The following is a 12,545-nucleotide window of genomic DNA, read 5'->3' as shown; positions in this document are numbered from 1 at the left end:
CGCAAATCGACTTAATCGTCGTCCTTCGTGCACTTATCGCCGTCGTGGTCATCCGCGATATGGCTGTACGGCTTGAAGGCAGGCAACGATGCGGCGATCTGGTCCTGCACGTTTTTGATGTTGACTTGGTCCTGGCAAATCTTCAGCCCAAGCGTTTTCAATTGGCCGCCACCGGCTTTTGCGTCGTTGTCCTTTTCGGTTTTCGACTTGCCGTCGATGGTGTCCTTCAACGCATTGGCGCCGATGTTTGCGCCGATTTTACCCATCTCCGCGCCGGTCTGATGCACGTCCATAACGTTCTGGAAATAGAGCATCAGAAGGCCGCGTTGCGCGGGCGTAACTGGTACGTCCTTGCCGTCGATCTGCAACGCTCCGTCCGAACTTATCAGCGCGTCGGGAGCGTCTTTGGCATGCAAGGTCAGCACGTTGTCCTTGAGCGTGACAGCGCCGTTCATCATGGAAGTGTCAGGAACATCGCAGGCGCTGAGTGCGGCGCAAAGTGCAAACAGCGTTACCGTCCTTGCGTATTTCATGATGGTTCCCCTTGAATTGATCGCGTCGTGAATGATTGGATCGGCGTTCTCAGCTGTCGTCGCGCCAGCGGCGGAACCATACTGCGCCGCCGAGCATCGCGATACCGGCTGCGGCGCCAATCCAGATATTCGGCGAGGCCAGCACGGCGTAGGAGTTCGACAGGCTGAAGACTTGGCCGATGCTTTCCGGATCTTTGCTCAGTTGATGCGCGGCGCTGTCGTGCAACCAGCCACCGGGAAATACGCTGAACAATACGCGGGCCACGATATCGCGCCAGTACCAATTACTCTTGAAATCTTCCGAGCCAAGCAGGTTGAACCAGCTGATGATGACGCCCAGCGCAACCGGAATCACCACGGCCCACAAGAACGGTTTGGTGCGAGCCCAGGACGAGCAGAGCATCAGCCAGCCCACGGTCGGCAACGCCCACAGCAGGTAGAGCGGAATGCTACCGATCAAGAAACCGACCATCTGGAACGGATGCGCCAGCACCAGCAGCGACCACACGCTGACACCATGGAACGACAGTGTGATAGCGAACAGCAGCAGCATCGCAATACCCGTCAAAACACCGCAAACCACCACCGCGATCGGCGCGATCAGCGCACCCGCAATGACTTTGGACAGCACGGTATTGGTGTCGGAAATCGGCAGCGATTTCCAGAACAGGAAGCTGCGGTCGCGACGGTCGTCGTAGAGCGAGCCAAGGCAGTAGAAAAAGACGACGAAGGCGAAGACCACGCTAATTAGTCCGCTGGACGAAAGCATCGCAAGGTCCAGAGCGGAGCCCACTTCCTGCATTTGATGCGCATCCAGCGATTGAAGCTTCGCAGCGATATCTTGACCATCCAACGGGCCGATGTGCAGGCCGTGGCGTGAGCCGAATACTTCGCCGCTCACGATGCCCATCAGATTCAACACCAGAAACACGATGCCAGTGATCACCGGCGCCCAGATAAAGCCGCCGCGATGTTCCCAGAATTCGCGTTTGACGAGCCAATATAGGGTTTTCATGCGTAGGTCCCCTTCATGGTGGCGACGAACAGATCGCTGACCGAGGGACGGCGAATTTCGCCGAGTGCCTGCAGTTGCGTGCGATCGACGCCGTCGAACAGGAAAATGCTCTTGCCGAACACTTGGCGCTCGTCCAGCGGTTTGAGCTGGCGTGCGGTGGCGGCCATATCGGCGTTCACCATGACTTCGGCGAAACGTTCGCTCATCGCATCCATATCGGTGTTGAGCACGATTTTGCCGTCGCGGATAAACATCAGGTCGGTGAGAATGTGTTCGATCTCTTCCACTTGATGCGTGGTGACGATGATCGTCTTGTTCTCGTCGAAATAATCTTCCAGCAGGTTCTGGTAGAACTGCTTGCGGTAGAGAATGTCCAGGCCGAGCGTGGGTTCGTCCAGGATCAGCAGCTTGGCGTCGATGGCCATGACGAGTGCGAGATGCAGCTGCACGATCATGCCTTTGGACATTTGCCGCACGCGTTGATTGGGCGTGAGCTTGGTGCGCGCCAAGAAGGCCTCGCATTTGGCGCGGTTGAAGCGCGGATGCACGTTTGCGACGAAATCGATCGCTTCGCTCACGCGAATCCAGCGCGGCAGCACGGCGACGTCGGCGATAAAGCACACTTGTTCCATCAACTTGTCGCGCTGTGTGCGCGGGTCCAGGCCCAAAACGTTCAATTGGCCCTGGAAGTTGGTGAGGCCCAGAATGGCCTTGAGCGCCGTGGTTTTTCCGGCGCCGTTCGGACCGATCAAGCCCACAATACGCCCGGAAGGAATCTGAAAATTCACGTTATCCAGTGCGAGCGTATCTTTGTAACGCTTGCTCAGGCCATTGGCGGTAACGACCGCGTTCATGGTTGATTCTCCGTGTCGTCCTTGGGCGCTTCGCGCATCAGGGCTTTAAGGTCTAGCCCCAAGCGCTGCAGGCGCGCATAAAGGGCTGGCCATTCTTCGCGCAAAAAGCGCTCGCGTTCGGATTTGAGCAACGCGTCGCGTGCTCCGTCGGTAACGAACATGCCCAGCCCCCTCCTTTTTTCTACAAGTTGATCGTCGACCAGTTCCTGGTACGCCTTCGAAACCGTCAGCGGATTGATCTGAAAATCCGCTGCAACCTGGCGTACTGACGGCAGCGGGTCGCCCTCGTTCAAGGCGCCGTCCAGGATCATCGCCACCACGCGTTCGCGTAACTGGCGATAGATCGGGACGCTGTCGTTCCAGGTAATGGACATGGATTTATTCCTTGCTGATGCCGGCGAACTTGGTAGAACCAAACGAATAGTAGGGCATGCTCAATTGCGCGCCGAGCAGGCTTGCGCCGCTTTCGGCTTTGCTGGCGATCGGCGAGTTGGCGATTGTCAGGCTGGCTTCGGTCAGCATGGCGGCGGCGCGTTGATCGTCGGCAGTGGGGCGAACCACGACCGGCGCCAGGTCGATGACCTTCATGCCGTTGATTTCGGTGGCGGGTGCTTTGGGGGTGTTCGGGCTCAAAGCAATCAGGCTTACCGTGGTGAACAGAACCGCGGCGGTGATGGCGATGGGGTTCGGTGCTTTCATGACGGCTCTCCTTAGTGATCTCGTGGACCGGTGTTGTAGTGAACTATAACACCATCTTCGAAACTGTCAACGACCGCGTGCTATGACTGATGGCCTAGTGCGTTGTGACGGGCTGAAAATGGCTTGGCGCCTGGGCTTGGGTCGATCTGGAACGATCAGATCGGTCCTTTTGCGAGGCAGGGAAAGGGTGCGCGCAAGCCGCCCTGCGGGGCAGCGACCGTTGTCAGGGATCGCTTCTGACAGGTATCACATGGGCGGAAGACGAAGGGCGGTGTTCCGCGTCACGGTCGGATAAAATCGCGGATCGACCGAAGGAGAAACATCCATGTGGTATGCCATTACGGGCACGGATCACCCCGATTCGCTTGAACGCCGGCTCGCAGCGCGTGGCGCGCATTTAGCGCGGCTGGAGGCCCTGCAACAGGAAGGTCGTCTGCTTCTTGCCGGCCCATTTCCCGCCATTGACGCGGAGCAACCGGGCCCGGCGGGCTTTAGCGGCAGCCTGATCGTGGCCGAATTCGATTCACTGAGCGCCGCCGAGCAATGGGCCAAGGCCGATCCTTATATCGATGCCGGCGTCTATGCCCACGTAAGCGTGAAGCCCTTCCGCAAGGTGCTGCCGGCATGACGGCAGCGGTCGCCGAGGAAATCCGCCAACGTCTGACGGCGGCACTTCAACCCGTCGAACTGGATGTGGTGGACGAGGGCTACAAGCACGTCGGCCACGCCAACGAAGGGAAGGGGCATTTCTACGTGCGCATCGTAAGCGCCGCATTCGCAGGCCAGCTGCCGATCAAGCGGCACCGATTGGTGTACGCCGCGCTCGGCGACCTGATGGATCAGGGTATTCATGCGCTTTCGATCGATGCGAAAGCGCCCGATTGAGCCGAATCAATCGTTTGCGCCGCATTCCTCTGAACACTGATCGTTCTCCATGCATTGCGGCGCTGTCCTACGTTTGGCACAGTGACCTGTCGCCCGCGATCGCGGGCTATCACCTTTTGAGCATCTGAATCTGCATGCGCCTAACCACGATCAAACTCGCCGGATTCAAGTCCTTCGTCGACCCGACCACTCTGCATTTGCCCACCAATATGACCGGTGTGGTGGGGCCTAACGGTTGCGGCAAGTCCAACATCATCGACGCCATCCGCTGGGTGATGGGCGAAAGCGCCGCCAGCCGTTTGCGTGGCGATTCGCTGACCGACGTGATCTTTTCAGGCTCCAGCTCTCGCAAGCCGGTCGGACAGGCCACGGTCGAGCTGATCTTTGACAATGCAGACGGCGCCATCCAGGGCGAATACGGCCAATACGCCGAAATTTCGGTGAAGCGTCAGGTGACGCGCGACGGTCAGTCTTCGTATTTCCTCAACGGCGCGCGTTGCCGTCGTCGCGATATCACGGATTTGTTCCTCGGCACGGGCTTGGGTGCGCGCAGCTACTCGATCATCGAGCAGGGCATGATCAGCCAGATCATCGAAGCGCACCCCGAAGAGCTTCGCATGCATCTGGAAGAGGCCGCCGGCATCTCCAAATACAAAGAGCGCCGCAAGGAAACCGAAAGCCGCATCAAGGCCACGCGTGAAAACCTCGATCGCGTGCGCGACGTGCGCGATGAAGTGGACAAGCAGCTCGAGCACCTGAATCGCCAGGCGCGCGCCGCCGAGCGCTGGAAAGGCTACAAGGAAGAGCAAACCCGCAAAGAAGCCGAGCTTCGCGCGCTGGAATATCGCGGGCTCAAGAGTCAGCACGACGGTCAAGGCCAGGGTCTTTCCGCAGCCGAAATTGAAATCGAAAAGCGACTAGCCGATCAGCGCCAGATTGAAGCGCAGATCGAAAGCGGACGCGAACGTCACACCGAAGCAAGCGAGCATCTGAATTCGGTGCAGGCCGAGGTCTACAAAGTCGGCGCCGAAATCGCGCGCGTCGAGCAACAGGTTCGCTATAACAAAGAAACTGCCGAACGCTTGCAGCGCGCGCAACTCGATACCGAGCGCGAACACAGCGAACTGGCCACACATATCGCCACCGACCGCGAGCAAGTGGAAACGCTGCGCATGGCGTTGTCGGAAGGCGAGCCGAAACTGGAATCCCTGCAACAGATGCAGGACGAAACCGCCGATTCGCAGCGCGTAACCGAAACCAAGCTCGCTGACTGGCAGCAGCGTTGGGATACGTACACGCGCACCGCCGGCGAGGCGAGTCGCGCGGCGGAAGTGGAGCGCACCAAGCTGGCGTATCTCGATCGTCAGTCGATGGATTTGTCCAAACGCAAAGAAGCGTTGGATACCGAGCAGAAAGCCACCGATGTCGCAGCGCTCGATGCTGCCGCCGATCAGTTGCACACCGAACACGACACGCAGCGCGAGCGCGTGGAATCGCTCGGTGGCATGCTCGATCAGCACAAGATGTCGTACGAGAAAGTGCTCGACGAAGAGCGTCAGGTTCAAAGTACGCTCAACGATGCGCGTCAGCAATTGCAGACGGCGCGCGGTCGCCTCGCATCGCTCGAAGCGTTGCAGCACGCTGCGCTAGGTCAGGATGAGAGCGCCGCGAGCGGATGGTTGTCGCAATTCGGGCTCGACAAAAACCGTCGCCTGGGCGAAGTGCTGCAAGTTGAAGCCGGCTGGGAAACGGCGGTCGAAACGGTGCTCTCCGGTTTTATCGACAGCGTGCTGGTGGATGGCGCGCACGATTTGGCTAAGGAATTTTCGGCGCTGACCAATGCCGATGTGGCGTTGCTTGACGGCGCGGAAGGCGGCGCCGCCACGGCGGGTACGTTGGCGGCGCATGTGCGCGGCCCGGCGTCCGCCATCGCCATGCTGGGCCACGTGCTCACCGCTGAAGATATCGACGACGCGCATCGTCGCGTGTCGGGTTTGTCGGCGCTGGCGCCTTATCAATCGGTCATCACGCGCACCGGTGAATGGCTCGGGCCAGGCTGGGCTAGCGTGCGTCGTGCGCAAGGCAATCAATTGGGCGTGCTGGCGCGCGAGCGCGAGATTCGCACATTGAACGAACAAGTCGAATCGCTCGAAGCGCGCATCGAAGAAGCCGGTGCGCGACTCGACGATCTGCGCACCAACAAATTCGAAGCCGAACGCGCGCGCGACGATGCGCAGCGCGAGTTGTACAACGCGCATCGCCGCCAATCCGAACTGGCGGGGCAGCTGCAAAGTCATCGCGGCAAGGTCGAAACCGCGCGTGCGCGCGCCGAAAAAGTCTCGGGCGAATTGTCGGCCCTGATCGAACAGATCGACGAATTGCAGGCGCAAACGCGCGATGCGCGTGCGCGTCTGGACGAATCGGTCAACAACATGGGCGATCTGGAAGATCAGCGCCGCGAACTCGAGAACGAACGCCGCGCATTGCTCGAAGCGCGCGAAGAAGCGCGCATGAACGCGCGCGAAGCCGCCGATCAGGCACACGCCTTGGCGTTGAGTTTGGAGTCGAAGCGTTCTTCGTTGACGTCGCTGGAGCAGGCGCTCGCGCGCATGGATAGCCAGATTCGTTTGATCGAAGCACGCCGCAGCGAAATTACCGAGCAGCTGGCGGCTGGTTCCGATCCTATCGCCGAATTGGAAGCGGAGCGTCAGACCTATCTGGATCAACGCTTGTTGGTGGATCGTCAGCTCGTCGACGCACGTCGCGCGCTGGAAGATTGCGATATCGAATTCCGCAAGCTGGAACAGCAACGGCACAATCTGGAGCAGGAGCTCGCGGGCCTGCGCGAGAAAATGTCCGAGCAGAAACTTGCGGCGCAGGCATTGCAGATGCGCGCGGACCAGCTCGCCGAAGCGATTGCCGCCTCTGGTCTGGATCTGGAAACGCTGCTCTCCGAATTGGCCGAAGAGGTGGACGCGTCGCAATGGCGTCAACAGCTCGCCGATCTCGCGCAGAAGATCGCGCGTCTGGAGCCGGTCAACCTTGCGGCGATTCAGGAGCACGCCGAACAAAGCGAGCGCAAGACGTATCTCGACAATCAGCTCACTGATTTGACCAGCGCGATGGAAACGCTGGAAAACGCGATCAAGAAGATCGACCGCGAAACGCGTCAGCGCTTTAAGGAAACCTTCGATCGCGTCAATGCCGGCGTGCAGGAGTTGTTCCCGCGCCTGTTCGGCGGCGGTCACGCGTATTTGGAGCTGACCGGCGACGATCTGCTCAGCACCGGCGTGTCGATCATGGCGCGCCCGCCGGGCAAGCGCGTATCGAACATTACGTTGTTGTCCGGTGGCGAAAAGGCGTTGACCGCCGTGTCGCTCGTGTTTGCGATTTTCGCGTTGAATCCTGCACCGTTCTGCTTGCTGGACGAGGTGGACGCGCCGCTCGACGAAGCGAACGTGGGCCGCTTCTCCAACATGGTGCGCGAGATGAGCGAAAAGGTGCAGTTCATCTTTGTCAGCCATAACAAGGCCACCATGGAAGCGGCCAGCCAGCTTTGCGGCGTTACCATGCGCGAGCCGGGTGTTTCCCGTCTGGTGCAGGTCGATCTGGCTGAAGCGGCTAAGTTGGCCGGAGCTGCGTGAGGACTTAGATCATGATGCTTGGATCCGAATTGGCTTTTGCATGGAATCCCTGGGTGGGCATTCCGCTGGCGGTCGTGGGCGTGCTCGTGTTGGCGCTGGTGTGGTTGTTCGGCGAGCCGAAGAAAGAGCAGGGCAAGCGCCGCCTCGCTCCAGAGCCGGGTGCGGAACGTCGCGAGCCCACCTTGAGTGAATCCCTTGCCGACAACGAAGCATTCGCCGAAGGCACGCGCGATCGCATGGACTCGTTCTTCAACGAGCCCACGCCGCCGCAGCAGGGCGAGCTTGATGTCGGTTTGCGTGCGGAACTGGAGAAACTTGGCGCTACGTTGGCCGATCAACGGCATGAACCCATGCATATGCCGAAGCCGACTGGGCATGCGGCATCCATCGTCGAAGCGCTGCGTGCGCCTTCGCAATCGGCGACTCCGAAAGCGGCGTCGTTTGAATCGACATCGTTCGTTTCTCCAACGCCAACTGCGGCGGTCGAACCCGTCCATGCACCAGCTCCAGCAGCGGCTCCTGCGCCTCGCATTCCGCCGCGTTCCGATTTGGGCAAGCGTCCCGCGCAAATGCCGGTCGAGCGCATCGTGAGCCTGTTCGTGATCGCTCGCGAAGGGCATCACTTCAACGGTGCGGATTTGATCGTCGCCGCCGAGAAAGCGGGCTTGGAATACGGCGATATGGGCATCTATCACCGCTTGGTGGATGGTCGCCGCGAAGCGGGACCGATCTTCAGCGTCGCCAATATGCTCAAGCCAGGCAGTTTCGATTTGACCCGACTCGATGCGCTGCGCACGCCGGGATTGAGCTTCTTCATGGCGCTGCCGGGCGTGGTGTCTGCACTTGATGCGTGGGATGCGATGTTGCCGACAGCGCAACGCATGGCCGAATTGCTCGATGGTCAGGTGCTGGACGAAGAGCGCAATGCGCTCGGCCGTCAGCGTATCGCGCATATCCGCGATGAGCTGCGCGGGTGGGACCGCGAGCACGATGGCGGCGAGATTCGCTTCGGTCGTTGATCGCTGAAAAAAAGAGAGCGTCCGCAAGGGACGCTCTTTTAAGAGGGGAAGGGGGATGCCGCTCTGATTAGGCGGCTTTGGCAGCCAGCGTCGTGATGACGTCGCGCGCGGTGGCGATCGCCTTCACCTTGTGCTCGGCGCCCATGTTGACGCCTTCGGCGCGGATGAACTCGATGTTCGTGACGCCGAGAAAGCCCAGCACGGTGCGCAGATAGGTTTCTTGGAAATCCAGGCCGGCAGCCGGACCGGCGGAATAGATGCCGCCGCGGCTGGAGGCGATGATCACGCGCTTGCCTTCAACGAGGCCTTTCGGGCCATTCTCGGTGTAGCTGAAGGTTTTGCCGGCCACCGCGATGCGATCGATCCAGGCCTTGAGCTGGCTGGGAATCGAGAAGTTGTACATCGGGGCGCCGATCACAACGATGTCGGCCGCCTGAAATTCGTCCATCACGGCCTCGCCCAGCTTCGCGGCGTCGCTTTCGGCATCGACGACCGGAGCCCAGTGCGGAAGCGGGTTCGCAGTCAGGTCGCGGTAGGTAACGTCCAGTGCGGTGTGTTCCTGGGCGAGCTGAGCGACGATCGCGGCGGTCAATTCGCGCGATACGGAGTGCTGACCCAGCGAGCTTGCGTCAAGATGCAAAAGTTTCATGGTGATATCTCGGTCCAAGTCGGGCGAGCCGACGTTGGGATTAAAGATATATTCCGAACAAAGCCGCGATAAGATAGGCTGATCGGAACTTATCGTTCCAAAAGGGAAACGACGATGAGCACGTTGCCTGGCGCCATGCAGGACCTGAACGACCTGTACTTCTTCGCGTCCGTGGTTGAACACGGCGGCTTCTCGTCGGCGGGGCGGGCGCTGGGCGTACCCAAGTCCCGATTGAGCAAGCGGATTGCTCAACTGGAAGACCGATTGGGCGTTCGCCTCCTGCAACGCACGACGCGGCGTTTTGTCGTGACGGAAGTCGGCGAGCGCTTCTACGGCCACTGCCGGGCTGTTCTTGAGGAGGCGAGGGCTGCGCAGGAAGCGGTCGATGAACTGCGCGCCGAGCCGCGCGGGATCGTGCGCGTGAGTTGTCCGGTTTCGATTGTGCAAACCGTGTTGGCGTACATCCTGCCGGAGTTCATGGCGATGTATCCCAAGCTTCAGGTGCGCGTGCTTTCGAATAACCGCCGCGTGGATCTGATCAGCGAAGGTTTCGATCTTGCGATTCGCGTGCGGGCCAAACTCGATACCGACGCCAACATGATCGTGCGCAGCTTCGGTCAATCGCGCGTATTGCCCGTGGCGAGCCCGTCGCTGCTCGACACCTACGGTCGCCCAAAGCATCCAGAGGATTTGGCGCGGCTGCCGGCCTTGTCCATGCAGGAGCATGAAGGCGCGCAAATTTGGGAGCTGATCGACGCCAAAGGCGAGCGTGTCAGCGTGGAAGTGCAGGCGCAACTCATCACCGGCGATTTCGCCATGCTTTTGCAAGCGGCTCGACGAGGCATTGGTGTCACATTGCTGCCTGAGTTTGTTTGCGCGCCGGCCATCGACAGTGGCGAACTGGAAGTAGTGCTGCCGGAATGGAGCGCGCCAGAAGGCATGATGCATTTTGTTTATCCCAGTCGTCGCGGCATGTTGCCAGGCGTCCGTGCGTTGGTGGATTTTCTCGCCGAGCGCTTGCCCGAAGCCACGCGCGTGAATCACGAGCAATGCATGAAGCGTCCGCTCGAAGGAATTGAGGCGCCCGGACAGCCGGCGCCTTAAGCCATGTTAGTCTTTGCATTTGGACATCCATACGGCCGGCCATGACCATCGAAACCAAGCTTCCCAAAGTAGGCACCACGATTTTCAGCGTGATGAGTCATTTGGCCGTACAGCACAAGGCTGTCAATCTCGGTCAGGGCTTTCCGGACTTCGAGCCGCCGCAAGCGCTTCGCGACGCCGTGACTCGCGCGATGGCAAACGGGCTCAATCAATACGCGCCCGGTATCGGTACGGCGGCGTTGCGCGAGCAGATCGCGCAAAAGACTGAGCGACTTTACAAGCACAAAGTCAGCGCAGATACCGACGTTACGGTGACGTCCGGTGCAACGGAGGCATTGTTTGCCGCGATCGCGGCCGTGGTGCGCGCGGGCGACGAAGTTATCGTGTTCGATCCCGCCTACGATTCCTACGAGCCGGCGATCGATCTGCAAGGCGCGCGTGCGATCCATATTCCGCTTACCGTGCCGAGCTTTTCCATCGATTGGCAGCGTGTGCGCGATGCGATTACGCCGCGCACGCGCATGATCCTTATCAATAGTCCGCACAATCCGTCGGGCGCGGTGCTGTCGTCGGCAGATCTGGACGAGCTTGCGCAAATCGTGCGCGATACGCCGATCGTGGTGCTGTCCGACGAAGTGTACGAACACATCGTTTACGATGGCGCCGAGCATCAGAGCGTGCTGCGTCATCCGGAGCTCGCTGCGCGTAGCATCGTGGTGTCGAGTTTCGGCAAAACCTATCACTGCACCGGTTGGAAAGTCGGTTACGCCGTGGCGCCGCCGAAGCTCTCCGCGGAGTTCCGCAAGGTGCATCAGTACCTCACGTTCTGCACGTTTCATCCGGCACAGGTTGCGTTTGCGGAATTTCTCGCGAGTACGCCGGAGCATTACCTGGAACTTCCGGCGTTCTATCAAACCAAACGCGATCGCTTCCGCAAATTGCTCGCGCCCTCGCGCTTGAAATTGCTGGATGTGCCCGGCGGTTACTTCCAGCTGGTCGATTATTCGACGATTCGCGACGAAGACGATCTCGCATTCTGCGAGTGGCTGGTGAAAGAGGGCGGTGTCGCGGCGATTCCGTTGACACCGTTCTACGATAAGGCCCCCGGTACGCGTCTCGCGCGTCTGTGTTTCGCCAAGAGCGATGCGACGATGGAAGCGGCAGCGGAGCGCCTATGCAAACTCTGACGGTGTCGCTGGTGCAAGGCGCAACGCGATGGCATGACGCACCGGCCAATCGCGAGTATTACGGCGCATTGGCGCGAAGCGTCGCCAAGCAGACCGATCTGATCGTGTTGCCGGAAACATTTCTTTCCGGCTTCAGCAATGACACGCGCGCCAGCGCCGAAGGTATGGACGGCGAGGGCATCGCCTGGATGCGCGCGCTGGCTTCCGAAGTTGATGCCGTCGTTACTGGCAGCGTTGCAATCCGCGAAGGTGAGAAGGTCTACAACCGATTGATCTGGGCGCGACCCGACGGCACGTATGCGCAATACGACAAGCGCCATCTGTTTCGCATGGCGGGCGAGCACACGCGATATGGCGGCGGTTCGGAACGCTTGATCGTTGAGTTGAAAGGCTGGCGCATCCTGCCGCAAGTTTGCTACGACCTGCGCTTTCCCGTGTGGTTGCGCAATCGTCGTTTGGAGTCGGCAACGGGTGGCATGGATTACGACCTGGCGTTTTTTGTCGCCAATTGGCCTGCGCCGCGCAGGCAACCTTGGCGCACGCTGTTGCGTGCGCGTGCGATCGAAAATCTTGCTTACGTGATCGGCGTGAATCGCGTTGGCGTGGACGGCAACGATTTGCCGTACGCGGGCGATAGCGCGGTGATCGATCCGGTCGGCGAGCCGCTCGTCGAACTCGGATCGCAAGAGCAAATCGTGACGGTGTCGATCGATCCCGCGCCGCTGCTGCAACATCGCGAGCGTTTTCCCGCATGGATGGATGCAGACGACTTCACGATCAACATGACATGAGCGCCGATGTGCGCGAAACAGACGCTCAAACCAACTCGATGATGAACTAACCCTTCAAAAAAACTTCACAAAGAGTATTGACGATCACCCCAAGTACCTGAATAATTCCGCTTCTTGCTTCGGCGCCTTCCACTTCAGTGGCGGCCGCCACGGCGAAACTAGGTT

Annotated in this window: 13 protein-coding genes; 7 read left to right on the top strand and 6 right to left on the bottom strand. The window is 59.9% G+C overall.

From position 1 onward, the window contains the following. Nucleotides 1–11 precede the first annotated feature (11 nt). Genes L0U79_RS14705 through L0U79_RS14685 form a run of 5 tightly spaced genes read right to left on the bottom strand, consistent with a single transcriptional unit; the run spans nt 12 to nt 3,101 of the window. Complete coding sequence (locus L0U79_RS14705; protein WP_233843002.1) at nt 12–533, bottom strand: hypothetical protein; 522 nt, start codon at nt 531–533, stop codon at nt 12–14. A gap of 49 nt (nt 534–582) precedes the next feature. Continuing rightward, a complete protein-coding gene (locus tag L0U79_RS14700) occupies nt 583–1,548 on the bottom strand; it encodes an ABC-2 transporter permease (protein ID WP_233843001.1) in 966 nt (321 codons plus the stop codon). Next, entirely contained in the window at nt 1,545–2,402 is an 858-nt protein-coding gene (locus L0U79_RS14695; protein ID WP_233843000.1) for an ABC transporter ATP-binding protein, read from the bottom strand. Before L0U79_RS14695 ends, L0U79_RS14700 begins: the two co-directional genes overlap by 4 nt. Next, nucleotides 2,399–2,776 (bottom strand): GntR family transcriptional regulator, encoded by a 378-nt coding sequence (locus tag L0U79_RS14690; RefSeq protein ID WP_233842999.1) that lies wholly within the window; start codon nt 2,774–2,776, stop codon nt 2,399–2,401. The genes L0U79_RS14695 and L0U79_RS14690 overlap by 4 nt, the downstream gene beginning before the upstream one ends. Before the next feature lie 4 nt (nt 2,777–2,780). Beyond that, a complete protein-coding gene (locus tag L0U79_RS14685; protein WP_233842998.1) occupies nt 2,781–3,101 on the bottom strand; it encodes a hypothetical protein in 321 nt (106 codons plus the stop codon). A 325-nt stretch (nt 3,102–3,426) separates the two neighbouring features. On the opposite strand from L0U79_RS14685, the gene L0U79_RS14680 reads away from it, so the two are divergent. From L0U79_RS14680 to zipA, 4 genes are all read left to right on the top strand, one after another. Further along, complete coding sequence (locus tag L0U79_RS14680; protein WP_233842997.1) at nt 3,427–3,729, top strand: YciI family protein; 303 nt, start codon at nt 3,427–3,429, stop codon at nt 3,727–3,729. Continuing rightward, on the top strand, nt 3,726–3,986 hold the full coding sequence (locus tag L0U79_RS14675) for a BolA family protein (protein WP_233842996.1): 261 nt from the start codon (nt 3,726–3,728) through the stop codon (nt 3,984–3,986). Before L0U79_RS14680 ends, L0U79_RS14675 begins: the two co-directional genes overlap by 4 nt. A gap of 134 nt (nt 3,987–4,120) precedes the next feature. Beyond that, nucleotides 4,121–7,630 (top strand): chromosome segregation protein SMC, encoded by a 3,510-nt coding sequence (gene smc, locus L0U79_RS14670; RefSeq protein WP_233842995.1) that lies wholly within the window; start codon nt 4,121–4,123, stop codon nt 7,628–7,630. Between the two features lie 11 nt (nt 7,631–7,641). Then, complete coding sequence (zipA, locus tag L0U79_RS14665) at nt 7,642–8,649, top strand: cell division protein ZipA (RefSeq protein ID WP_233842994.1); 1,008 nt, start codon at nt 7,642–7,644, stop codon at nt 8,647–8,649. A gap of 67 nt (nt 8,650–8,716) precedes the next feature. On the opposite strand, the gene L0U79_RS14660 is transcribed toward zipA, so the two are convergent. Then, the gene (locus tag L0U79_RS14660; RefSeq protein WP_233842993.1) at nt 8,717–9,298 is read right to left on the bottom strand and encodes an NAD(P)H-dependent oxidoreductase; all 582 of its coding nucleotides are present in this window, start codon (nt 9,296–9,298) and stop codon (nt 8,717–8,719) included. A gap of 114 nt (nt 9,299–9,412) precedes the next feature. Here L0U79_RS14660 and L0U79_RS14655 point away from each other — a divergent pair, with 114 nt between their 5' ends. From L0U79_RS14655 to L0U79_RS14645, 3 genes are read left to right on the top strand one after another with little or no spacing between them, the layout of a single operon-like run. Then, nucleotides 9,413–10,402 carry a LysR substrate-binding domain-containing protein gene (locus L0U79_RS14655; RefSeq protein ID WP_233842992.1) on the top strand — a complete coding sequence of 330 codons (990 nt, stop codon included), beginning with the start codon at nt 9,413–9,415 and terminating at the stop codon, nt 10,400–10,402. Between the two features lie 41 nt (nt 10,403–10,443). Beyond that, complete coding sequence (locus L0U79_RS14650) at nt 10,444–11,589, top strand: pyridoxal phosphate-dependent aminotransferase (RefSeq protein WP_233842991.1); 1,146 nt, start codon at nt 10,444–10,446, stop codon at nt 11,587–11,589. Beyond that, nucleotides 11,577–12,380, top strand: a complete 804-nt coding sequence (locus tag L0U79_RS14645) for an amidohydrolase (protein ID WP_233842990.1) — start codon at nt 11,577–11,579, stop codon at nt 12,378–12,380. Before L0U79_RS14650 ends, L0U79_RS14645 begins: the two co-directional genes overlap by 13 nt. Nucleotides 12,381–12,545: the final 165 nt, after the last annotated feature.

The sequence above is a fragment of the Dyella sp. 2HG41-7 genome (assembly GCF_021390675.1).
Taxonomy (GTDB): domain Bacteria; phylum Pseudomonadota; class Gammaproteobacteria; order Xanthomonadales; family Rhodanobacteraceae; genus Dyella_B.
Note: the sequence above shows the minus strand (reverse complement) of the source record. Positions and strands in the feature narration are given on the sequence as shown.